The organism is Pseudomonas sp. W2Aug9, assembly GCF_023127755.1.
GTDB lineage: Bacteria > Pseudomonadota > Gammaproteobacteria > Pseudomonadales > Pseudomonadaceae > Aquipseudomonas > Aquipseudomonas synxantha_A.
The window spans coordinates 110322-132814 of record NZ_SPKL01000009.1 but is presented as its reverse complement, the minus strand read 5'-3'; the positions used below and the strand labels follow the sequence as shown (position 1 = coordinate 132814).

The window sequence follows — 22493 nt, the reverse complement described above, 5'->3', positions numbered from 1 at the left end:
TGGTTACTTTCGCGCTTTTCGAAAGTGACCCGCTGTAAAAGCGGAACCAATATCAGCCGTTACCTAAATAACGGATATGTACTCGGCCTGATCCAACATCCTGGTCGGCCCTGAGGCCGCCATCGGGAGCAAGCCCCCTCCCACAGGACCGCCTACACAGGGCAATCAATGCATCTTGCTATGGTCCATCTGGCTGTGATCCATGCCGTCCAGGCCACGGGCATTGGCCTTCACCTCAACGGTCTGCTTTTCACCCTTGGCATCCTTCACCGTAAGGGTCAGCGGCACCTGGTCGCCTTCCTTGATCTGGCCGGTCAGGCCCATCAGCATGACGTGATAGCCGTTGGGGTCGAGCTTGACGGCTTTACCCGCCGGCAGGGCCACCGAGTCAACCGGGCCCATGCGCATCACGTCGTCCTTCATGCTCATCTCATGGATCTGCACGTCCTTGGCCACCGGCGAGGCCACGCTGAGCAGTTGGCTGTCGCTGTCGGCGGTGAGGGTCATGAAGGCACCGCTGGACGGCTGGCCCGGTACGGAGGCGCGTACCCAGGCGTCGGTCACTTGCACCTGGGCGCTGGCGTGGGCGGCGAGGCCGAGCAGGGTAAGGCCGAAGGCAAAGCGTTTCAGGGATTGAGCGGTAGTCATTAGCAGACCTCCATGACGGTGAGCAGGTCTTCTGCGCACTCTTGAGCGGTAAGGGATGCCTGCAAGCCAAGGCGCAGGTTGCCACGGGTGTCGAACACGAAGCTGGTGGCGGTGTGGGACAAGGTGTAGGTGTCGCCGGCGGGGATCTTTTCATAAAAGATCCCGAACTCCTTGGCGGCCACGGCGATTTCTTCCGGGGTGCCGTAGAGGGCTTCGAAGCTGGGGTCGAAGGCCTTGACGTACTTGTCGAGAATCTCGGGGGTGTCGCGTTCCGGGTCCAGGGTGATGAACACCACCTGCATGATCTTGCCGTCGCGGCCCATCAGCTTCTTGGCCTGGGCGGCGCGTGCCAGGGCGGTCGGGCAGACCGCTGGGCATTGGGTGAAACCGAAGAACACCACGGGCATCAGGCCACGGTACGAGCTCAGGGTGACGGTTTCGCCGGCGGTGTTCTTGAGCTTGAAGGTACGGCCCATGATCTTGTCACTGAGGTCCTTGCCGTACTTGAAGTTCAGTTTGGGGCTGTAGTCACAGCCGCCCAGCAGGCTGCCCAGGCCCAACAGGCCCATGCCGGTCAGCACTTTGCGGCGGGTGAATAACGTACTCATCAACTGTGCATCCTGTGAAACGCCTGCAGGGCTGTGAAGCGGCCGATCAGGCTTGGAAAAGGAGTAACGAGAAGGGTGCAGAGTCTATCAACCCTGGCCACCCTGCGTAATCTGCGACGTTCTGCCACAGGGGCGCACCGTACTTCATCCTTTTGCGGCTTCAGTGGTAGAGTCGCCGCCATGAAATTGCGCCACTCTGACCGTTCGCTGATCGCCTGGGCCCTGTACTTCTGCGTGCTGATGAACCTGTTCGCCTGCGGTTTGGGGCACGGTCAGATGATGGGCCAGCAGCTCAATGGCATCGGTGGGCTGTTCTGTTCGGTGGAAGGTGGCCAGTTGCCAATTTCCGATAAAGGGTTGGCTGACCCGAGTTCCAGTAACATCTCGAACTACTTTGCCTGCCCGGTCTGCAACGCCATTACCGTCGCTATCGTATTCCTGATCGGCCTGGCCTGGCTGCTTGGCCTCGGGCAAACCCCGCGCCCGGGCCATGAGCGGCGCAACAAGGCGCCGCCGCGTTACTCCTGGCCCTCGGCCAACCCCCGCGCTTCCCCTGCATTCTGACGTATGCCTTGGGCCTCCTGAGACCAGGGGGCATTCTGCCGTCACGATTATGGGTGCTATCCATGAATCAACTATTGCCTGCAGGCGCCAGCCGCCTGGTCAGCAAGGCGTCCCGTCGCCTGTGCGCGGAGCCCGCGCTGCCCGACTACCCGAGTAATGCCCGTTGCTTTGTGCACCTGGATGCACGCCTGTTACCCCATTGGCACACTTTGTTCGATATCTGCCCGGCATTGCTCAAGCTTGACCCGCCGGAGGGGCTGAACCTGTTCCGCAGCTTTATGACCTGGGCCTATCGCAATCAGCCGCCGTTGGATTGGACCTACCATCTGAACGTCTGCCGCTGGCTGCTGGGCTCGATGTACCGTGCGCAAATAGATAACGAGCCGATAGAAACCTTTATGGCTGCCGCGGCGGCGTGCTGGGTGACGACCGATCAAAGCCCGGCCCAGGGCGTGGTTCTGGCCTGGCAAGACACACGGGTTGTCGATTGGAAGGGCAGGCCGCTGGTTGATATCGAACGCCAGGTGTTGCCTGCCCCGGCAGGGGATTTTGCCTGGTGCCCGTTGACCCGCCAGGCCGGCTTCAGCGGCTGGCAACCGGTGCCTTGAAGTGCTGGTCGAACTATGACGTGAGGCGACGTAAGAAGCGCGAACTTTTTGTAGGATGAAACTGTTTTTTCATACTGCTGATGGGAACGGTATTTTTTTACCCGCAAGAGTGCGATGTTCACGTTCGACGCCAAAAACACAAGAGGCTGCGATGAAGAAGATGTTCGAGACAACCCCTTTGCCCAGTGATCACTACGATGTTGTCAGTCGGGCGCTGCACTGGTTGATGGCCCTGGTTTTCACCTGGATCTATTGCACGGCGGTGGCCCACTACCTGGCTTCCGACTCTACGGTGGACAAACTGCTGTGGCCCTATCACAAGCCCACAGGGTTGTTATTGCTGGTGCTGCTGATACTGCGGGCCAGCTGGAACCTGTTGCACCGGCACCGTCGTCCTCCAAGCGTGAACCGCTGGTCATCGATCGGGCATGGCGCGCTGTATGCGCTGATGTTGCTGATCCCCGTGATCGGGCTGCTGCGCCAGTACGGCTCCGGTCGCGAATTTTCGGCGTTTGGCCTGACGATCATGGAGGGCCTGGAAGGCGAAAAGGTGCAGTGGATGATTGATCTGGGCCGCGACTTCCACAGCGAACTGGGGTGGACGATGCTGGTATTGATTGTCGGGCATATCGGCGCGGTGCTTGTGCATTCGCTGCGAGGCGAGCCTCAGGTATTGCGACGCATGTTCAGTCGTCGGGCTTGAAGCGCTGACGAGAGATTCGGAAGGCCCGCACGCTTCACAGCGTGGTGCGCTGCCATGCGACCTTCGAGCGGATGACTAGGCTTTGTGAACCATTGGTTTTCAGGTTTATCCGCTTATGCCTTCCTTGCACCAAAACACCCCGTCACTGACGGTTTTCGACCCGCGAGGGTTGACCGTGCGTAGCGTGGCTTACCACCGCAACACGCTACAACAGCAACCTCTGGAGTATGTCACACGCCAGGTATTCGGCGCCCGGGGCTTCCTGCAACAACAATGGGACCCCAGGCTATCTGACCTGCACGGCCTTGACGACGCTGTGCCGCCCAATCTGTCCCATCGCCATAGCCTCACCGGGCTACCCCTGAGCACCGATAGTGTGGATGCCGGTAGCCAGGTCATGCTGCCTGGCAGCGCTGGTCAGGTCGTGCAGCAATGGGACAGCCGTGGCGCCCGGCAGCGGTTTGAGTACGATCAGTTGCTACGCCCCGTGGCGGTGTTTGAGCGTGCCGCAGACGAAGCGGCAGAGCGCTGCGTGGAGCGCATGACCTACGCCGGCATGACGTCTCGGGAGGCGGCACGTAATCGCTGTGGCCGCTTGATCCGCCACGATGATCCAGCCGGTACGCTGTTCTTCGATCATTACAACGTACAGGGCAGCGTCACGGTGCAAACCCGGCGTTTGCGCGCACAATACACTGCGTCCGACTGGCCGCTGGCGGAGAGTGAACGCGACGCACACTTGCAGGCTGAAGCATTCACGACCACCTGGCGGTACGACGCGCTGGGCCAGGTGCTGGAACAGGTCGATGCCCTTGGCAATCGTCAGCAATCGCGTTACGGCGTAGACGGCTTGTTGACCCACAGCGAAATAGTCTTCAAGAGCGGAGCGCGCAAGACCTTGGTGGATCAGCGCACCTTCAACGCCTCGGCGCAGGTGTTGGCCGAACGCACGGGCAATGGCGTCGTCAGCGTGGCCGAGTACGCCGATGCCGATGGCCGTTTGATGCGCTTGAGCGCCCACCTCAAAAACACGCCGGGTAGGCTCCTGCAAGACCTTTCATACCGCTACGACCGGGTCGGCAACGTGCTGCGCATCCACGACGCTGCGCAGCCGACGCGGTGGGCGACTAACGTTCAGGTGGCGGCGGTCAGTACGTTCGAGTACGACAGCCTGTCACGATTGATCAAGGCCACTGGCCGGGAAAACTCCCGTAGCGCCGGCACATCCGCGCTGCCGGGCAGGGTCACGTTCGGGGCCACGGACGACAATCTCTGGCGCAACTACACCCGACACTACGCCTACGACCCGGCCGGCAACCTGACGCAGATGCGCCATGTTCCTTCCTCCGGCAGCGGCTTTACCCAGCACATGCGCGCAGGTGAACACAGTAACCACAGCGTGATCGAGCGGGAGGGGGCGACGGCGCCCGGCCTGGGCAATCGCTTTGATCAGGCCGGCAACCTCAAGGAACTGGCGCGTGGGCAGGCGCTGACCTGGAATGTGCGCAACCAATTGGTTCGTGTTGCACAAGTGCTGCGTGACAGCGGCGAACATGACGATGAGGTCTATGTGTACGACGGCGCCGGCCAGCGGGTCAGCAAACGCCGAGTGGCACACACCGGCTCACAGACCCATACCCATGAAGTGCTGTATCTACCGGGCCTGGAGCTGCATCGCCAAGGCACCTCGGGTGAATGGCGCAATGTGCTGCTTGCTCAGGCCGGGCGCACTGCGGTCAGAGGGTTGCAATGGCAACAGGGGCGACCCGAGGGCATGGTGGACGAGCAACTGCGCTTCAGCCTCTGCGATCACCTGGGCAGCAGTACCTTGGAGCTTGACGAAAAGGCAGCCTTGCTGAGCCAGGAAAGTTATTACCCGTTCGGTGCGACCGCCTGGTGGGCCGCGAAGAGTGCGCTTGAAGCAGGCTATAAAAACCGGCGTTACTCGGGCAAGGAGCGCGACGCCAGCGGCCTGTATTACTACGGGTTCAGGTATTACGCACCCTGGTTGATGCGGTGGATAAGTGCAGACCCGGCGGGGGATGTGGATGGGTTGAACCTGTACGCCATGGTCGGGAACAATCCTGTCGGCTACGTGGATGACAATGGCTTGCAGCGCAATCCTCTGGTTGAAGTGGTCATCATCATTATCATGGCGGTGTTGGCTGGGCCAGCCATTGGCCTGGACGCAAGCCAAGCCGCGCAGATAGCTATCGCGGGATTCATGATGGCAGTTGTGGGCGCAACGTTGTGGGTTCGCCAGCAGGCAAGAACTGACAGGAGCTGGGAAAACGAGCGCAGTGCAGTTTATCGAGAACTGGCCATGGAAAATGCCCGGAATATATTGCAAGGGGCCAACCCCAGCGAGGAGGAGATCACTGCGTTTGCGGATTTTCTTCATCAGTTCCGAGTGAACAAATCCGACAGTGGGAGCTACGCCTACGGATTGATACCTGATGATTACGGTGGCATTTATGCCTACACCGGACCCGGTCAGGGCAAGCACGCGGCTTTGAAAGCTGCCCAATCACACAAAAACCCGAATCGGGAGTTAAAAAGACTGGGATTTGAAGCGATGACGCTGCGCCCTCCGCGACATGAAAGGGTTGGCCCACTGCCGGCAGCCGGGCTGACAGCTACCGAAGTACGCCCGCTGACAAAAGCCGCAAGTGCGGGGCGACGAGGTTCTGGCGCAGTTGAAGAGGTGACGGCAGCTGAACGCCCAGGGCCTTCTTCCGGTCGAGCGCCGGAACGCCTTGTGATCGACGAATCAAATATTCTGAACGAGTTGCGTGGGCGTGATGGGGGAATTATCAGGGACGTCCTCAACAGGCTGGCATCCAGAGAATGGGCCATGGAAAGAGGGCACGCTTACGGAAATAACATTCGAGGCTTTGATTTGCCGGGGTATCGCGGCCAGCGCGGTCGCGGTGCGTATCGGCTATTGATTCAGCACGTCAGTGGCTTTCACTATCGGGCTGTCAGGGTGATGAATCCACACCGAGGGTGACGCGTTCTTTTGTCTTGAAGGCCGCTGCCTCGGCAACGGCCTTCAGTGCTGCTAATCGGCAGGATTGTCCTCCTCGGTGTCGTTTTCGTCCTCGCTTACGGTGTACCAGGCCCAATACGTTTGGCGCCGCAGGCCGCCATTGGCGTTGAGCACACTTACAGGGCGCCCCAGAGCATCATGCACCTGTCGCTCGCTGGGGCGTGAGGCGTTGAATGCCTCGTCATCGATGTACCCGGCACGGTCGGCGAAGTAAGGCCGCCAGGTCCGCGCCACGCCACCTCGGTTGTCGTATTCGACGCGCCCACTGATGCGCCAACGGCGACTGGCTTCGACTTGATCGGCGCCCTCGCTTAATGTCCCTGCGTGGTCGACCTCAAACGCGGGGCCTGATTGTGCCTGCTCCTGGGTTTGCCGCACGCGACCAAAACCATCACTGAAGGCGAGGGCTACGTGGATCTGCCGATCGGCCTCACCTGGCGTTCCCTGCCAGTGGTCGTCATGCAGCACCACGGCGTGCACCGGTACTCGACGGGCGGTCTTGATCAGGCTTATGAGCGTTTGATGATGGGGCTGCTGGCTGGGCAGGTGGTTGATGCGCGACAGCGCTGAGGCCCGAATGTGCCCGCTGGGCAGCAGGTAACCGCTGCTCACCCAGTGCCCCTGCACACTGGCAGGCGGGATGCGGCCCATCCAACTGAACACGTCATAAAAGCAGGCGCTCTGGGCATTGTTAAGGGCCGTGGCAGGATCGGCCAGCGCTTGTGTCGGGCCGCTGTCGAGGGCGCGGGTGACGGATTGCCAGTTGTCATAGCCGACAGGCGCGCCCTGTTCCTCACCCCCAAGGCCAGTGGCAATCAGATGTCCGCGGGCATCGTATTGCGCGTACTGCCGGGTGCGCTGTGCGTCGGTGACTATCACCGGCAGACCGTTCCGGTAGTCGTAGTCGGCTTGGGTCGAGCAGCCGTCCGCTGACTGAACCTTGATCACGTGTAGCCAGTAGGCATCGTATTCGGTCTGCGTCGCGGCGTGGCTCATGCTGGCCTGGTGGCGACGAGGCCGGTAGAACCCTTCAGGTTGCGCGTAACGGTTATAGCCGCGGCCGACCGACCAAAGTGTCATTGCATCGTCCTGCCCTGCAATCGCCGAGAGAAACGCGGACATCGGGCGATAATGTTGTTCGGTCAAGGTGGCGGTGATCTGTGGGTCCTGATAGACACTCAATGCCGGCGCATCGAGTTCAGCCACTTCGACGTAAGCGGGCAAAGCCTGGAAACTCGCGGTTCCGGGCGGTAACGGCGTGGTGTGCTCCGCCAGGCAATAGTGCTGCACCGACAGCCCGCCGAGTTGGCGCTGGTCACCCGGCCTCAAGGGGTTGGACGCGTCCTCGGCGACGAATTGTTCATAGCCGATCTGCCCGTGCGGCCATGCTTGCCTGGGTAGCGTCAGTACGTTGCTGCGCTGCTGGTAAGGCAGTTGCAGGCGCCAGCGTTGCGGTGCGTCCAGGTGAATGAAGCGGGCGAGGGTTTCGTTGAGGTAGTAAGCCTGTTGTGCCGGGTCGTGCGCCGCACGCCACCACTGCTGCTCATGGGGTTGGCCGGACGGCGCGGCGTCAGTGGCGCTCTTGCGGCGGGCATAATCGACCACCACGCTGTGCACAAGGCTTGCGTAGGTGTCCCAGCGCAGATTCAACAGGTGCCGACAGCGCGGATCATCCTGTTGGCGCTCGTAGTGACAGGTGATCGATTCCAGCAGCAAAGGCAGCAGTGTCGCCGGTTCGCCAGCCTTTCGCGACGGGCTTATAAGGCGTACCAGATAACGTTGCTGCTGCACCGAGTAGGGCACGCCGTTCGGCGGTTGATCGGCGGCGGCGTAGACCTCCTCGCGCAACAGGCTACCGGCCAGCGCACGCCGCACTTGATGCCAGGTCGATGCCTGCGGGTTGGCAATCAGGGTGTCCAGAGTGCGCCCGGTCTCCAACTGGCTCAGCAGGGTCGGCCCCACCACAGGCGCATGCCGATCCCCTGCATAAAACCCCTCTCGCGAAAGCTCAAGTGTATTGAACCAGCGTTTGGTCAGTACCCCCGATGCGGTATTGGCGGACGGCGGCATATCGGTTTCCAGCACCAGGCCGAAGCCGATGAACCGGCGCTCAACGCTGTCGTGACAGGCTTCACGGTAGCGAAAATACTGGGTCAGCCGATTGCCGCTGACCTGGTCTGTTTGCCGCTGAAGCCGAACCACCGGCACGGGGAAGGGCAGGCTGCTGACTGAGGCTTTCCCCGAGGACTGGCGCTGGTGTTTTTCGTCGAGCCATTCCTGGGCACTGCTGCGGTAACTCAGTTGGGTGGCCGCTCCCATGTTGTTGAGGGTTGCCGTCAACAAATAAGGTTTTCGGCGGACAAAGTCGAAGCGCCAATGCCGGGGTTTGATGTGCGGCACGCTCAGGATCAGGCTGGAACAGCCCAGGCCTTGAAGGTCGGCGAAACTGACCTGACACGTCGCGTCGTGGAGCACGCCGTCTGGCCAGGGCAACGTCACGGGCGGCATCAGCCCGCTGCCGGCGCGGTTCATGAGAATCAGCAGTTGTTCAGGCTGCAGGTAAATCAGGTCCACCGCGCCTGAACCATCGAGGTCAGCCAGGCGGATATTGGCGGCGTCGAAGCTGGCGTAGTCGAACGGCAATGCCGCAAACACGAACCCCTTGCCGAAGCGTCCGCGGCCCAGGTTTGGCCAGCATCTGATTTCATTATGGCGAATACGCACCAAGTGCTGTTGACCGCTGCCCAACGGGTCGCAGAAGGCGACCAGTTCGGTCGATGTATGGCTGAGCGTGGGCAGACCCTCGTCGGCGTGCTCGTAGGGCACTTGGAGGCCGGCGCCATACCCCTCGCCCTGATGATGGGCATACAAACGCACGCTGTGATTGCCGATCAACGCAAGGTCCAGGCGGCCGCTGCCCATCAGGTCAGCGAATTGCCCGTGGGGATGGAAAAACTCCTGGGGTATCGCCGCGAACGGCGTAAAACTTGACCATTGTTGCTGCGTATCGAGGGTGAAAAAACCGCTCATGCCCGGTTGGGCCACCACCCATTCCAGGTGCCCGTCACCATTAAGGTCTGCCAGGGCCTGACGGGTGGCCTGGGCAGTGTCGGCGACGGGAATGCGTGGCAATGCCTGCCATGGCCCATAGGTCACCGCATCGAGGCCGGTCGCACGCGCAGCCCTGAGCGGTTCGCGGTAATACCAACTTTTGTCGGTACGGTGCAGGATGCCCGGCAGACCGTCGTTGCGCAGGTCCACCAGTTGATAGTGTTGCCCATCGTTGACACCCGCCATGCCGTCGAACGGCTGGTAGCGGGCGGGTTCCAGTACCGGCTTGAAGGCGCTATAGGCCAGTTCCAGGGGCGGCCAGGCGCTGGTCGTTCCCTGAGCGTCATATGCCTGGTTGTGCAAGGCATTCAAGCAACTGCCTGCGGCGTGACGGTCGGTGTGTTCCAGCAGCAGTCGCCGGGTCAGCACCGGGTTGGCGCCCATGCTCGGCTCATCCGGGAAGTAATGAAACATCAGGACTTGCCGGCAAAGCCGCTGGGTGCCGAGTTCAAAACCGTAGGCGTAATTGCAGAACGGGTCGTTGCGCGAGAGCCACGGCTGTTGCTCGGCGTAGGTCGGCACCTGGCTCAGCTCGATGTGGCGTTCGCCATAGTCGAGCAGCAGCTCGAAGTGCCATTGTTTCTCGGCGAGCACATCGGTATTCCAAAGCGCCAAGTGTTCGCAGTGTCGCAGGTTGCCGTAGCACACCCTGGCCAGGTAACGCTGCGCACGGTAATCCCTGGTGATTGGAGCGCGCTGGTCTTCTGGCTTGTAGTGGTAATAAATCTGCTCTCCCAGGGGATTGAGACTTTCCTGCAACAACCATTGGGCCACATGGTGGCTGTCCTCCGGGTCTGTGCAGCGAGCCATCAGGGTTTTGCCGAACAGATGTAAGCAGCCGTCCGCACCCTGTACCAGCCAGAACCCGGCAGTATCACTTGAGGATGACCAATGTTCGATCCGATCGAACCTGCCCTCGACGATGGGTACATAGCGCACTACCCGATGCGCTTCACCCAGGTACAGGCCGTTGTACTGGTCGCAAGCTGTGGCGTGAATCTCGCCCTGGGCGTCACGCTCCGGGATCAGCTCGACACCTTGGGGGCTGACGAAACGGTCATCTTCGCCGTAGGCCGGGATACCCTTGCGTGTATCACGGCTGATCGCGCCCGCCGACAGTGTCCAGCCGAGTCCGAACGGGCCATTGCCTTGTGAGCTGCGATACCCGAGGCTCAACGCAGGGGCGAAACCGCGTCCGGGCGAAATCGGCAAAGGCACGTCCAGGCACGCCTCGCCCCGTGAGCCGACAGGCCCCCAACTGACGCCAGGGCCCTGGATGGCACCGCCGCCCTTGGGCAGGGCAGGGATTGCCGGCTGCAAAAAATCGGATGACTGCATGCTCATCGCAGGCCTCCGCTGTTCCTGGCGGTGTAACGCAGGTGCACGATGATATCGGTCAAGGATTTGAGCAGGTCCCCTTGCCGCGTATGGTTGGGGAAGCTCAGTTGCCAGGTGGAAATGGCGCCGGTGTATTCGAACGGCAGATAACGTTCGTCACCGTCGAAGTTCAAAGTAAACAGGCCGCTGTCGTTGAGCCCGTTGGACAGGGCGATTTCCTGCCTGGCGCGCCAGTCTTTCTTTGCTGCAACCTCGGGTTTATCAGAGGTGGGCGCAAGCTGCGTGGTATTGCCGGTCTGGGTCAGGAGGGCCTTGATGTCTTCGTAGGGCCCCAGGGTGGCAGGCAGTGAGACACTGACGCTTTTGATCCGTCGCAGGTAGTGGCCAGGGTAATCGTCGTCGAACAGCTTGCGGGTCAGTTCGAAGCTCAGCGTACCGTTAGTCAGCAGTTCGGCTTTAAGCGTTGCCCAGGGTTTATCGCCTGTGGCTGAAGCGTCTTGGTCGTGAAGCTGACGCAACGACACGGTTTTGGTGATCTCCAGCAGGCGTTCGTTCTGGGTGGCGTAGGCACTGCTCATGCTCAGCAAATTCTGTTTAAGGGCTTCGCCGGCGCTGAGGCCACGGTATTGGCGAACCCAGAGCCCGGTTTGAATGAAGTGTTTGTCCCACTCCGCGCGCTCCTCTTGCCAGCACGCCTCGGCGGCCAGGCACAGGGACAGGGTGGCGTCATACGCCTGGTAGTAGAACGTCGAAAGCTGGCCGTTGAGCCATTGATAGAGCTGAGCGTTGGTAAAGCGTTTACCCAGTAGGTCATACAAGGTTCGCGCCTGGGTGAACGAGGTTTGGGCCAGGCGCAATTGCAGGCGGGTATGTTGCTCTTGTTCGGTGTAAGCCAGCAGTTGTGCATCGACCTGGGCCAGTTCCAGGCGCGCCTGCTCCAGGGCATTGCCCCATTCGGCGGCGCGGCGGGCGAACAGGTCGGAGCGGTCGAGGTGGGCGGCGTTGGCGCGCTGTTCGTTGGCCATGCCTTGGGACATGGCTTGCAGCGCGTGAAAGGCACCTTCGTAACGCACGCCGCCATTGGAGGTGCCGAAAATATTCGGTATCAGCATCGCCAGGCCCGCGCCGGCTTGAGCAACCGCGGCTGCCGTTTCCCAGTGTGCGCTGTCCTGATACGCCTGGGTGGCCTGGGCTTCTGCCGGGCTGATGCCGACCTTGAGTTGCTGCTCGAAGAAGGCCACCCGGGCCTCGACGATGCGACGTCCGGCCAGCAAGGCATGCTTGTTTCTGGTATCGACCTGCACGGCCTGGGCTTGTTGCTCGACGGCTAACCTTGCCAGTTCCCAGGCCTGTTGTTGCTGGGATTCTACAGAGTGGGCCTGCTCCTTGCGCTCCCACAGTGACAGCAAGGTCACTCCCAACTGGATCAGGTTATCGACGGCCTGCAACGCGTGCCCCAGTACCACCTGGAAGCGATAGTGCCCGGCGTGCGCAGTGCGCAGGGTTGTCTGCACGCCGGCGCCGCCGGTGCCTTGCTGGTAGGCGGCCAGCAACGTTTGGGGTGTCAGCGTGGCGGCGTAGAGCGGCAGGCTCATGGGCTTGCCGGTCAGGTCAAGGTGATGGCGAAGGTTGTACAGGCGCGCATCAACCTTGTCCCAGCGCATCAGCAGGTCCGGGCTCAGGGATCGGCACAGCCGTGCTGTGCCGGCAGGCACCGGCGTCATGCCAAGTGACGAGGGACTTTGCAGTTTGTCCAGGGTCGTGGTCACCCAGGGATCAACAGCATTGAGCGGTGGGCGCAGCCCCAGCAATCCTTTAGCGCGGATGTACCACAGCTTGGCCTCGGCCAGACTGTCGCGGCTCATTTCCCGGTAGGCCGCGTCACCGCGATTAAGCAGGATATCGACATACAACAGGTACAGCGCCTGGCGAAAATGCACGGGGCTGCTTTTGGCCAGTCGATGAGCGCAGAGCAAGGTCTGGCTGGGTTGTGGCGTAGTGTCGGCCAACAGCATCGGCTGACGCCAATGGGCAGACTGGTGAGCAGGATCGAAAAGAAAACGTATCCAGACTTCGGCGTCGGCATATTGCTGTTCCAGGTTCAAACGGTGCGCCAACAACCAGGGCAGGTAAAGAAACAGCTCCCAGTAATACGCGCCATGGGCACCCTGGAAGTCCAGCAGGCTGTAATTCTTTTCGCCCGCCAGCGGTGGCTCACGCCAGGCGTCCGTTGGCAAGGAGAACAGGTGATGCACATCAGCCCCTGCGGTTTTTGTCAGCAGGCTCGCGACGCAGGTATTGGTACGAATGGGCGCGCGTTTGTGCTTAGGCGTAACGCCGTACTCGATGGCGCTGCCGTCGAAATCGATGAACTCCGCCGTGCCATAAGGCGCCGATGTGAGACGACGAATGCGCGGGGCCAGCGGGATGACAGGAGGATTGCTATGGGTGCCGAGCGTGAATGTGGCAGTTTTCAGCGCATAGCCCAGAATGGTAGGCGAGGGATAGCGCACATCGCTTTCCAGTATCAACACGCCGTGGATAAGGGTCAATGAGGTCGGGGGAGGATTGCCGGGGTCCTCGCCATAAGGTCTCATCGTCTGCGGCGCGAACTCGATCGGCACGTCAAAAAAATGCTTTATGGACAGTTCCGGGAAGGCATCGCGCAGGTTGCGGCGCGAGTGTTCGGCCTGCCCGACCAGCACGGTATTGTTCCTGTTCAGGGTTTCCGGCAAAGCAGCATCGGCTTGTTTCATATACATCAGTACGGGTCTGTACAGACGTTGTTTTTGGTAGAGCGTGACAGTGCCGATGAACAAGTCGTGCTTATGGTCCGGTGGCGAGCCGTGATCTTCATGGAATGTCAGCGAAACGAGGTAAGCAGAATCCGGGGCGTTGGAAAAATACTCGAAGGCTTCGCGTGAAATGTATGCCCCGTCCAGGTCCAGGGTGACGGAATCTGTGGGGGGGCTGGCATTTTTTTTCGGTGGTAGGGCAAGACTGAACGGTTCATTACTTTGATTGCGAATAAAGTCAGCCTGCTCGACTCCGGTTTTCTGGCATTTGAGGCTCAGCCCTATTTGCACGGAGGACACTTCAATGAGCACGGCGCTCTTGAGATGGATCTGTGAGGTGGCGCTCAACTTCAGTGTTTCATTTGCCCGGGGCACGCCGTTTGTACTCAAGGTCAGGGTAAACGTGACCAGGTCGTTGTCGTAGTTGAAGATCAGGGTGCGATGCGGCTCGAAGCCTTCTGCGAGCCTGGTCGTCACCTCCAGTATGGAGGTCGTGGTATTGAACTTGATATCGGCGCTCGTCAGCGCACGGATCTTGTTCTGGTGGCCTGCATAATTCCAGCCGTTGACAGCGCCATGAGGCGCGTCATGGGTTAAAGCCTCCACGTTTACCTGCGCGGTTTTCGTAGCCCTGAACTGAAACCTGGCATGGTTGTGGTGTGCAAACATGGCCAGGTAGCGCCCCGCCAGTTCCAGGTGAGACTCATCGAGCCACAGGCGCGTCTTGCGGGTGCTACCGATGCTCTCAAGCCAATGGGTGTTGAAGTGTTCGTCCACGCGAATGGCTTGGTAAAAGTTTCTATGGGTACCGTTGTTCTGCGCGGGTGCTGGAGCGTCCGGATGGGCGATGAGGCCCAGAAACAGCGACGGTGCGTGGGTGTTCGCGTCTACAACGGCAATCGTATGGGTGGCACTCATCAAGTCCTCTGAACTCAACTCGTCGAGGTCTTTGGCGATGTTGTATTCCTGGATGCACAGTTGCGGCGTGCTCCAGCTGTCATCGAGCTTTTTGAACGAGAAGTACAGCCGGAACTGCAGGTAGGTACTTTGTATCCGGGTATCCAGGCGTTGCTGGTAGTCCTTGTCGGATTCAACGTCGCCGCGTCCAAACGGGGTGATGTCTTTGGTGGAGGACATCGGATTGATACATTGGGCCCACACCAGGAAAAGACGGCCATTGAACACCACTGGGCGGATCGTCTGTTCGGGAACATTGTCGTCGATGGACAGATGGATTTTTTTCCATCCCGACCAGGCCGTTGGGTTGGGAGCGGTGCCCTCGGCTGGGCGCTCAGACATAGCCAGCGTGCGCCAGTAATAGGTGTTTTCAGAGCTGGATTTGCCAATGAAGTAATAGGCGCTGCTGGCGAAGCTGTCCTTGTCGCCATCGATATAGCCATTGAGGGTTCTGATATTGGCGAGTTCTTCGAAGCGATTGAGGTAACCGTGGACAGCCTTCAATAGCGATGCCGGCTCGGTCCGGAACTGGTTCAACTCGTCTTCCAGTTGTCTGAAACTGTCGCTCTTGTCGTGGCGCAGGGTGGGGCTCAGGTAACTGGCCGGGTACTGGCGAAGTTGTTGGTTGGCACGCCACAGCGAGTAGGTCAGCAAGGTGTCTCGCCATTCGGTCTGCTGGGCATGGCTCATGCCTGTTTTTTCGTAGCCGGGTTCCAGGCCCAGGTAGATGGCGTTGATGTACTGCTGAAGGCTGGCAATCGCGCTGGTAATACGAGTAGTGGGCACCGCGTGGCTGACCTGGGGGTCGAGCAGCCAGTAGGTGTAGACATCGTCGACGCGCTTGAAGGTGTCGGCCAGTTGCAGTGCCTGGACGGTGGGATCTTCGGGCAGTACGGTGTTCATGTAGAACGCCAGCATCGCGTCGCGCAGCTGTTCGTTGAGGTATTGGGTGATGGGGGCAGACATGGTCGTTCCTTGATCCGGTCGCAACAAAGCGGTGTTATGGGGCGGTAGTGATCAATGCCGAACCGACGTGTTTCCAGTCCTCATTCATCAATGTGGCGTGCAGGTCGGTCGCCTTGAGCAGGGTTTTGGCACAGAGCCCGGTGAGTCTGACGGTTTGGTGGCAACGCAGGATCCAGTCCAGGTCGGCCAGGGTTTTTACCTGTTTGTTCGGGAGATGGTCGACCAGATGCTCGATCTCGCCGGCGTCCCACTTGAGCAGGGCGGCCAGTCGTGGGCTGGCCGAGGTGTCGACGTTTGCCGCAGAGGGTGTGTTGGCGCGTTGCAGGTAATCGAGAACGCTGTGTTGGGCAAGCCCATAGGTGTCGAGGCAGTGGGCAAAGCGCTGCAGCAGGTACAGCGTGTTCAGTGTCAGCTTGAGCAGCGAGCCTTGCGTCTGCTCCTGGCTCAACCAGTGCGGGTGGAGCAAAAAGGTGTGCAGGGTCTGGCGGCTCACCGTCAGCTCCAATAACACTTCGGCGTCCGGCAACAGCAGCAGCAGATGTTTGACCAGGTCAAGGGGCGATTGGGCGGTGGCCGCACGGGCAATCTGTCGGGCGGCGAGCTTGCGCGATTGCAGGTACAGTGCCGGATCGCCAGGCAAATGCGATGGGGCGCTGAACAGCGCATCGATTTTGTCCTTCAAGGGCTGCAGCTGCCGATAGAACTCGCCGAGCTTCTTGGTCACTGCGTGTTTGGCATCGGCGTGCAGGGTTGCGTTGCGGGTCGGGTCCAGGCTCAGGGTTCGAGCTTCAATGAGTTGCACAAGTGCCTTGGGCAGTTCGCTGGGGGCTGGCGGCTTGAGCTGGGGGTGGCTGTGCAGCAGGCCCTGGACGATGAGGGCATGCCAGGGAATGGGCGCGGCCCTGGTGTCTGGTTCGGGCTGGGGCAGCGTAAGGTCAGCGATGTCTTCTTGCGCCAGCAGCCCCTGTCGGGTCAATTGCACCAGGTCATCAAGCTGGGTGAGGTACGCCTGGATCCGGGCCGGCTGTGCGTCTTCCTCCAGGACTAAACGACGGCGAAGTTGATCAACCGATTGGCGCGCGTCCTTGAGCCAACCGAGCAGCCAATCCATTTGCATCAGCATATCGAGCATGTCTGGCGGTGCATTGACGCCGGAGCTGCGTAGGGAGGGGGTGACCAGTTGGGCTGTGTAATCCGTACCGCCGAGCAGTGCCGCCACGTGATGACTGTCGAGCACCGATAACCCGAACAACCGTGCGATCCGGGCCTGGCGGTACAGGGCGCTATAGAACGTCAGCGTTCGGCAAGGCGAAGGCAGGTATTGACGCGCCTGTCCGATCAGCCAATGCAAGGCGTCGGGGGTGTCCCCAAGGTTCAGACCGGCACACAGCCGATGTCGCAGGTTGTCCGGCAGCGCTTCATGCAGCGCCAGATTTGGCACATCCACCCGCAGTGTCTCGCCGGGCATTGAAGCGTGGTTGAACACCTGGTCGTACAGCGACAGGCGATTGCCCGACGCCCACACAGGAAGCTCATCCAGCATCGCCGCAAACTCTTCAAGTGGCAGGCCATGACGCCGCTCCAGGTAGCGGTAGACACCCAGCGCCCGCAGGGTATTGTCGTTGCAGGGCTGATGCGGATCAGCATCCTGCTCACGTCGCACAACGCTGATCAACAGCGCGTCCAGATCCTCAAACGGCAGTTGCGTCCAGCGTTGCAGGCGAATCATTCGGTGCAGGCGCTGGTAGCGGTTCCATGAGGTGTTTTGCAGTTCTGTGTGCTCTATCGACAGCGGTTGCCGCGTCTCGGCATTGCTGGTTATTGGGCCGTTCACGTAGGCTGCCCGTTCATGTGTCTGCAGCTCTGGCGTCGGCCTTGGCAGTGCGGCGGCAGATACATTGCCCGAGAGCACCGGCAGGTACCTGCCACATGCCAGTAATGCCTGAGCCTGGTCGCGAGTCAGAGCGGTTTGGTGCAGCCAATGGGGCGTTTTTCTGAGCGACTCCTCCTGGAGGCCATAGTGCCGCGCGAAAAACTCAGTGGCGTGCACATTCCCCGAGTTTTCCAGAAACGGTTCCGTCAACAAGTTTTGCTGTGCAGGGCTCAAGCCGCACAGCAATCGCTGTGCTTCATAGGCCGCGTGCCTGACGACGCCGTAGGCGTTCTGAGCGCGTTGGGTAATGGGCAGCTTCAGACTGATGCGATAGCTGAGTTCACCCAGTTGCGGCTTGCCTGCGGACAAGCTGAGCCAGCATTGCCGATGGGCTCGTTCAAACGGCAGTGCGAACGGAAAACGTTGAAGACCAAGCACCGTATCCAGCGAGCGTCCACGGTTTTCACCGGTGGTCTTTCCAAGGTATGTGTCGATCTGGTGAGTGAGGGTTTCATTAATGATCGACAGTTGGGGGATCACAGCCGTCAGGCTGTGTTCGTCGATGGGCAATGCCTTGAGCTCAGGTCGCCGCTGGTCCAGGGTGACTTTGCCGGCTCGGCCTTTTCCGCTGTCCTCAAGCACCTGGGCAAATAAATACAGCGCCTTTAGATAGGCTGCCGGTGAATCGACTGCAGCCATGGAGGAAGCCGAGCAAAGCAGCTCCCAGTCTTCCTTGAAGAGCCTGGTGTAGGTGGGCGAATGCGTGTCCATTTTGGTGAATCTCCTGAAAGCCCAGTGCCAATGCCATGGGCAACGGCACGCTAGCATGGGCGTCCAGGCCGGCTCGGTCGGCCGGGTCGCCGAGTAGGCGAGGAGAAATCACTGGTGAAGCTCGATAGCGCGACAGACCCCGTGGGGCCGTCGCTTGAGCTTTCATTTGCGGGTCAATCAGGCCGCGAGGGGTTTGTTGGTCGAGGCCTTTTTGTAGGCCGCTTTCATCGCCTCCATTTCGGCCCCCAGCTCTTCAAGTATTGCCTTGCCCAGCAGTTTTTTCGCCTGGGGAAACATCTCCGTTTCTTCCTCTTCGATGTGGTGCTCAAGCAGTTCCTTGACCACTTTCACACGGCCTGAAAATTCGGTGGAGGAGGGTTCGGTCTGCTTCAGGTCGGGCAGCACCAGCGAGTCGACGGTACGGTGCTCTTCCTTGGCCTCGTGGTACATGATGTCTTGCTCCTTGCCACCGGCTTTTCTAAAAGCGGGATAAAGGATTTCTTCTTCGAGCTTGGTGTGCAGGGTGATTTCCATCTCGAGCTTGGCTAGCAACTCGGTGCGCTTTTTAACCCCGCGCTCGGTGGACTCGCTTAGTTGGGTCAGCAGGGTCTTGACGCGTTCATGGTCGGCTTTAAGCAGGTCGATGGCATTCATGTGCAACCTCACGGGTAGTTGTCGGGCATGTCGAAACGCACGCCTCGTAGTGAGGGAATTGCATCAGCCGTACCAACTTTAATCGGGGTTAAATAACTATTTAAATCAAATAGATAGGGATTTATATGGGCGGGTTCGTCGTGCAGCTTGCATGGTCTGGCCCTTTCGAGATTGCACAACGCACTCCTGCCGGTCACGTGCCGGGCTCGCGTGAGCGTTCCTGAAAATTCTAATGGAACCCTTGAGCGATCTGCTTGACCTAACCTTTAGACCTCAGGAGGTGAATCATGCAAATAGAATATATCTGGATCATATTGGCAGTGATTCTGCTGCTCTTGGAACTGTGGGCGATCAATATCGTCTTGCGCAGTACCGGTGGCTGGGAGACCAAGGGACTGTGGGTGGTGGTACTGGTTTTTGTGCCGCTGTTGGGGTTGATCGCATGGGCGGTGTCCGGCCCCAAGCGCGAGATGGCCGAGCATCGCAAGAGCTGAGTCGGTGAGCCATATAAAAACAGGCGCCCATGGGCGCCTGTTGTCATTCGTTAGCCATGATCAGCCGGCCACAGCTCTGGCAATCGCCTCATTGAACGCCGGCAAATCGTCCGGCGTCCGTGAGGTGATCAAGGTCCAGCCATTGGCTTTGCATTCCTTGACCTCAGCATCCACTACGCCCGCAGCGCCAGCGTTTTCCAAGTCGATGCGTACGCTTTTGTACGAGGTCAGGGTTTTGCCCTTGACCACGCCTGCGTCGATCAGCGCCCACGGGCCGTGGCAGATCGCTGCGATGGTCTTGCCGGCCTGAGCGAACTCGTTGATCAAGCGCAGCGCCGCGGCATCCTGACGCAAAGTGTCGGCATTCACCGTCCCGCCCGGGATGACCAATGCATCGAAGTTGCTGCCGACCACATCAGACAATTGCACATCGGACTCAACTGTCCCGTCCTTTTCGGTATCGCCGACAAAGGTCTGGGTGGTGCCGCCCTTGCTGGAGGCGTGCGTCACCGTCGCGCCATAGCCACGCAGGGTTTCCAGGGGTTTGAGCAGCTCGTCGCGCTCGATCCCGGTGTTGGACGTGATGACGAGGATTTTCTTACCCGTGAGTTGCGAACTCATACTCAGATGCCTCCGGTGTCAGGTTGATTATTTGGCGTATTTGCTTTGCAGTTCCTTGGCCATTTTCAAGTGAGCTTCAAGGGTTGGCAGCGTCTTGGTGGCGAAAGCCTTCAGCTCGGCACTGTCCGAAGAGGCCGCTTCTTTCTTGAACAGTTCTACGGTTTTTTCATGGGCGGCCACCTGGTTGTTGGCGTAGGCCTTGTCGAACGATTCGTCGCGCATTTCCAGAATCGCTTTCTTCGCCTTGTCGGTCAGGGCGGCGTCATCCGGAACCTCGATATCGAGTTTTTTTGCCAAGGCCATCAGCTCGTTATTGGCTTTGGTATGGTCGGTCACCATATGCTGCGCAAAGGTTTTTACGTCTGCCGAGCTGCTTTTTTCCAGCGCCAGCTTGCCGGCTTCCACCTCGGTAATACCGCCCTCGGCGGCGTTGTCGACAAAGTCGTTGGACGTGGCCGCCATAGCGGTCGAAATCGAGCCGGCAACGAGTGCGAACGTCAGGCCCATTTGTTTCATCAGTCGAGTTGTCATGGTGTCTCTCCTCAGGAAATGGCGCGATGCCGTACCCAAGTGTTGAGCGGGGGGGCGAGCAAAAGGTTTAATTTTTTTTGCGCGTGTTTGCCCAACGGTCAGGTGTGGCAATTTCCTTGAACCAATTCAAATTCAGCGTGTTCTGCTGCATAAGGCCGCCACTGTTTGGAAGGCCGTTATAGGCAGGAGATTGCACTGTGAACGAACACAAGAGCGCCGATAAAACCCCCGACCCCGTCAGCTCTGAAGACGCGCAGAAGGGTAAGGCTGAAGGTCTGAAAGGGCAGACGCTGGAGCGTGCGAACCCGAAGACCGAAACCATCGACAAAGTGGTGACACCCACCTCGATCAAGGACATTGAACGCCAGACGGATGCGATCAACGAGAAGCTCGACAAAGGGCATTGAGCATGGCCCGCTCCATCAGCGCTGCCCAGTTGGGCATCGAGCTAAAACCCGATGATGACGCCAGTCTGTTCAAGTGGTTCATCGCCAGCTTCCTGATGGGCAAACGCATCCAGGCGCCCATCGCTGCCCAGGCTTACAAGGTGATCATTGAGGAGGAGGGGCGTGATACGCCGCGCAAATTGCAGCACTGTACATCGCGGGAGTTAGTGGCGATGTTGGGGCGGGCGCATTACGTGCGGTATGACGAAACCACGGCGCAGCGCCTGTTGGACCTGAGTGCCCGGCTCAATGCCGATTACGGCGGCAAGATTACCGGGATTCGGCAGGCCAGCGAAGATCGCCAGGCGTTTGAACAACGCTTGGCGGCGTTCGATGGCGTAGGTCCCAAGACCATCGAGATTTTCATGCGCGACGCGGCGGATATGTTGTTTTGATGCCAACGCTGTATGTGGGCTGCACTGGTTGGAGTCTGGGCGAGGAGCCAAAAGGTGGCACTGTCGGGCTTTTTTTATAAGTGACCCGCCGTCAGGGCTGAACTCTTTACTAGGTCTAAAACGGCAGGTTTTTAAGCATCGAACGATATCTATGGATACACAGTCGTTGCTTATTGCGAACCGATATAGCTGACTGTCAACTCTGACAGTAGAAGCTTTTTTACCTGTGCGTATCTTTAAAGGCGTTTACACGCCGGCCTCAAACGGCTGGGTTTCGATAACGTTGAGCAAGGGTATGCAAAAATGGCTGATATAGAGCAACGTGTTAGAAAAATAGTGTCTGATCATTTAGGGATTTCTGAGGCTGAGTTTAGTAATGAGGCATCTTTCATTGATGACCTGGGTGCCGACTCTACGACCCTTGTTGAACTCGTCATGTTTTTGGAGGAAGAGTTTTTTTTCGAAATTCCAGACGATGTCGCCGAAAACATAACCACGGTGCAACAGGCGATCAATGTCATTACGAAAGTGGTTAAGCGTTAATGCTGCAATCAAACCTCCATCCGTAGCACTTCGATGCCTGATTGCTCATAAGCCTCCACCCCCGGCGCATCCCATTCGGTAATGAGCGTATGAATACGGCTGCACGGTGCCACCACAAACGGTTCCACTGCACCGAGTTTGTCTGAGGTTGTCACTGCAACCACTTGGGACGCGCTGTCTATCAAGGCTTGCTTGACTGCCACTTCGGCAAAATGCAGCGAGGTAATGCCCACTTGCGGGTGCAGTGCGCACACGCCGGTAAACAGCAGGTCGGCCTTGATGCTCTGGATCAGGCGTAGCGCTTCATGCCCGCCGGTTGAAAGGGTGGCGGGGTTGAGTTGGCCTCCGGCCAGGATCAGCGTTACATGCGGATGGTCCGCCAGGGCGATGGCGATCATCGGCGATGGGGTGACCACCGTCAGGTGGATCGCCTGCGGCAGTGACTGGGCGATCTGCAGGGTGGTGGAGCCGGAATCGAACAGCACGATCTGGCCGTCTTCAACTCGCTCGGCCGCCAGGCGCGCGAGGTGGCGTTTGACCTCGGTGGTTTCGCCGACACGAGTGAAGAAATCCTTGCCGGTGTCCTTGGGCCGGGGCAGGGCGCCGCCGTGTACGCGCTGCAGTAAACCGGCGGCGGCGAGTTCGCCGAGGTCGCGGCGAATGGTGTCCTGGGACACGGCGAAATGCTCGACCAGCTCGGAAGCCGTGACCTTGCCGTCGCGTTCGAGCAACAACAGAATTTTTTGTTTGCGTAGGGAAGGCAGGTCAATGGCTTGATGGGTGTTGTGCATGTTTGTGCGCTGTTTTGCGGGTTTGTG

17 protein-coding genes are annotated in these 22493 nt (G+C 59.5%); 8 read left to right on the top strand and 9 right to left on the bottom strand.

Features of this window, described 5'->3' with window-relative positions; genetic code table 11:
- Window positions 1–165: 165 nt before the first annotated feature.
- Together E3O56_RS06960 and E3O56_RS06955 are read right to left on the bottom strand one after the other, a co-directional pair.
- Complete coding sequence (locus E3O56_RS06960) at window positions 166–648, bottom strand: copper chaperone PCu(A)C (RefSeq protein WP_032880775.1); 483 nt, start codon at window positions 646–648, stop codon at window positions 166–168.
- Complete coding sequence (locus E3O56_RS06955) at window positions 648–1256, bottom strand: SCO family protein (protein WP_032880776.1); 609 nt, start codon at window positions 1254–1256, stop codon at window positions 648–650. Before E3O56_RS06955 ends, E3O56_RS06960 begins: the two co-directional genes overlap by 1 nt.
- Before the next feature lie 180 nt (window positions 1257–1436).
- On the opposite strand from E3O56_RS06955, the gene E3O56_RS06950 reads away from it, so the two are divergent.
- From E3O56_RS06950 to E3O56_RS06935, 4 genes are all read left to right on the top strand, one after another.
- Window positions 1437–1820: a DUF2946 domain-containing protein gene (locus E3O56_RS06950; protein WP_005788904.1), complete on the top strand. Its 384-nt coding sequence runs from the start codon at window positions 1437–1439 to the stop codon at window positions 1818–1820.
- A gap of 62 nt (window positions 1821–1882) precedes the next feature.
- Window positions 1883–2428, top strand: a complete 546-nt coding sequence (locus E3O56_RS06945) for a putative natural product biosynthesis protein (protein ID WP_248128034.1) — start codon at window positions 1883–1885, stop codon at window positions 2426–2428.
- 151 nt (window positions 2429–2579) lie between these two features.
- Window positions 2580–3131, top strand: a complete 552-nt coding sequence (locus tag E3O56_RS06940; RefSeq protein ID WP_103734959.1) for a cytochrome b — start codon at window positions 2580–2582, stop codon at window positions 3129–3131.
- 115 nt (window positions 3132–3246) lie between these two features.
- Window positions 3247–6141, top strand: coding sequence for an RHS repeat-associated core domain-containing protein (locus E3O56_RS06935; RefSeq protein WP_248128033.1), 2895 nt, complete (start codon window positions 3247–3249; stop codon window positions 6139–6141).
- 51 nt (window positions 6142–6192) lie between these two features.
- Here E3O56_RS06935 and E3O56_RS06930 read toward each other — a convergent pair whose 3' ends face one another.
- From E3O56_RS06930 to E3O56_RS06915, 4 genes are all read right to left on the bottom strand, one after another.
- Entirely contained in the window at window positions 6193–10635 is a 4443-nt protein-coding gene (locus E3O56_RS06930; RefSeq protein ID WP_248128032.1) for a SpvB/TcaC N-terminal domain-containing protein, read from the bottom strand.
- Window positions 10632–15347 (bottom strand): neuraminidase-like domain-containing protein, encoded by a 4716-nt coding sequence (locus E3O56_RS06925; protein ID WP_248128031.1) that lies wholly within the window; start codon window positions 15345–15347, stop codon window positions 10632–10634. Before E3O56_RS06925 ends, E3O56_RS06930 begins: the two co-directional genes overlap by 4 nt.
- Window positions 15348–15381: 34 nt before the next feature.
- On the bottom strand, window positions 15382–17991 hold the full coding sequence (locus E3O56_RS06920; RefSeq protein ID WP_248128030.1) for a Tc toxin subunit A: 2610 nt from the start codon (window positions 17989–17991) through the stop codon (window positions 15382–15384).
- 177 nt (window positions 17992–18168) lie between these two features.
- Entirely contained in the window at window positions 18169–18645 is a 477-nt protein-coding gene (locus E3O56_RS06915) for a hemerythrin domain-containing protein (protein ID WP_032880783.1), read from the bottom strand.
- A 287-nt stretch (window positions 18646–18932) separates the two neighbouring features.
- On the opposite strand from E3O56_RS06915, the gene E3O56_RS06910 reads away from it, so the two are divergent.
- Window positions 18933–19139 (top strand): hypothetical protein, encoded by a 207-nt coding sequence (locus E3O56_RS06910; RefSeq protein WP_248128029.1) that lies wholly within the window; start codon window positions 18933–18935, stop codon window positions 19137–19139.
- A 60-nt stretch (window positions 19140–19199) separates the two neighbouring features.
- Here the strand turns inward: E3O56_RS06910 and E3O56_RS06905 are convergent, their stop codons facing one another.
- Entirely contained in the window at window positions 19200–19760 is a 561-nt protein-coding gene (locus tag E3O56_RS06905; RefSeq protein ID WP_078821187.1) for a type 1 glutamine amidotransferase domain-containing protein, read from the bottom strand.
- A 27-nt stretch (window positions 19761–19787) separates the two neighbouring features.
- The gene (locus tag E3O56_RS06900; protein ID WP_248128028.1) at window positions 19788–20291 is read right to left on the bottom strand and encodes a DUF4142 domain-containing protein; all 504 of its coding nucleotides are present in this window, start codon (window positions 20289–20291) and stop codon (window positions 19788–19790) included.
- Between the two features lie 197 nt (window positions 20292–20488).
- Between E3O56_RS06900 and E3O56_RS06895 the strand changes: the two genes are divergently transcribed.
- From E3O56_RS06895 to acpP, 3 genes are all read left to right on the top strand, one after another.
- Entirely contained in the window at window positions 20489–20698 is a 210-nt protein-coding gene (locus E3O56_RS06895; RefSeq protein WP_032880786.1) for a hypothetical protein, read from the top strand.
- Window positions 20699–20700: 2 nt separating this feature from the next.
- Window positions 20701–21132, top strand: a complete 432-nt coding sequence (locus E3O56_RS06890) for a DNA methylase (protein WP_103734964.1) — start codon at window positions 20701–20703, stop codon at window positions 21130–21132.
- A gap of 303 nt (window positions 21133–21435) precedes the next feature.
- Window positions 21436–21675, top strand: coding sequence for an acyl carrier protein (gene acpP / locus E3O56_RS06885; RefSeq protein ID WP_248128027.1), 240 nt, complete (start codon window positions 21436–21438; stop codon window positions 21673–21675).
- Window positions 21676–21683: 8 nt separating this feature from the next.
- Here acpP and E3O56_RS06880 read toward each other — a convergent pair whose 3' ends face one another.
- Window positions 21684–22466 (bottom strand): DeoR/GlpR family DNA-binding transcription regulator, encoded by a 783-nt coding sequence (locus E3O56_RS06880; RefSeq protein WP_103734966.1) that lies wholly within the window; start codon window positions 22464–22466, stop codon window positions 21684–21686.
- Window positions 22467–22493 lie beyond the last annotated feature (27 nt).

Bases quoted from the DNA above. Each gene is read 5' to 3' on its own strand.
- E3O56_RS06960 (WP_032880775.1), bottom strand. From the start codon at position 648: ATGACTACCGCTCAATCCCTGAAACGCTTTGCCTTCGGCCTTACCCTG.
- E3O56_RS06955 (WP_032880776.1), bottom strand. From the start codon at position 1,256: ATGAGTACGTTATTCACCCGCCGCAAAGTGCTGACCGGCATGGGCCTG.
- E3O56_RS06950 (WP_005788904.1), top strand. From the start codon at position 1,437: ATGAAATTGCGCCACTCTGACCGTTCGCTGATCGCCTGGGCCCTGTAC.
- E3O56_RS06945 (WP_248128034.1), top strand. From the start codon at position 1,883: ATGAATCAACTATTGCCTGCAGGCGCCAGCCGCCTGGTCAGCAAGGCG.
- E3O56_RS06940 (WP_103734959.1), top strand. From the start codon at position 2,580: ATGAAGAAGATGTTCGAGACAACCCCTTTGCCCAGTGATCACTACGAT.
- E3O56_RS06935 (WP_248128033.1), top strand. From the start codon at position 3,247: ATGCCTTCCTTGCACCAAAACACCCCGTCACTGACGGTTTTCGACCCG.
- E3O56_RS06930 (WP_248128032.1), bottom strand. From the start codon at position 10,635: ATGAGCATGCAGTCATCCGATTTTTTGCAGCCGGCAATCCCTGCCCTG.
- E3O56_RS06925 (WP_248128031.1), bottom strand. From the start codon at position 15,347: ATGTCTGCCCCCATCACCCAATACCTCAACGAACAGCTGCGCGACGCG.
- E3O56_RS06920 (WP_248128030.1), bottom strand. From the start codon at position 17,991: ATGGACACGCATTCGCCCACCTACACCAGGCTCTTCAAGGAAGACTGG.
- E3O56_RS06915 (WP_032880783.1), bottom strand. From the start codon at position 18,645: ATGAATGCCATCGACCTGCTTAAAGCCGACCATGAACGCGTCAAGACC.
- E3O56_RS06910 (WP_248128029.1), top strand. From the start codon at position 18,933: ATGCAAATAGAATATATCTGGATCATATTGGCAGTGATTCTGCTGCTC.
- E3O56_RS06905 (WP_078821187.1), bottom strand. From the start codon at position 19,760: ATGAGTTCGCAACTCACGGGTAAGAAAATCCTCGTCATCACGTCCAAC.
- E3O56_RS06900 (WP_248128028.1), bottom strand. From the start codon at position 20,291: ATGACAACTCGACTGATGAAACAAATGGGCCTGACGTTCGCACTCGTT.
- E3O56_RS06890 (WP_103734964.1), top strand. From the start codon at position 20,701: ATGGCCCGCTCCATCAGCGCTGCCCAGTTGGGCATCGAGCTAAAACCC.
- acpP (WP_248128027.1), top strand. From the start codon at position 21,436: ATGGCTGATATAGAGCAACGTGTTAGAAAAATAGTGTCTGATCATTTA.
- E3O56_RS06880 (WP_103734966.1), bottom strand. From the start codon at position 22,466: ATGCACAACACCCATCAAGCCATTGACCTGCCTTCCCTACGCAAACAA.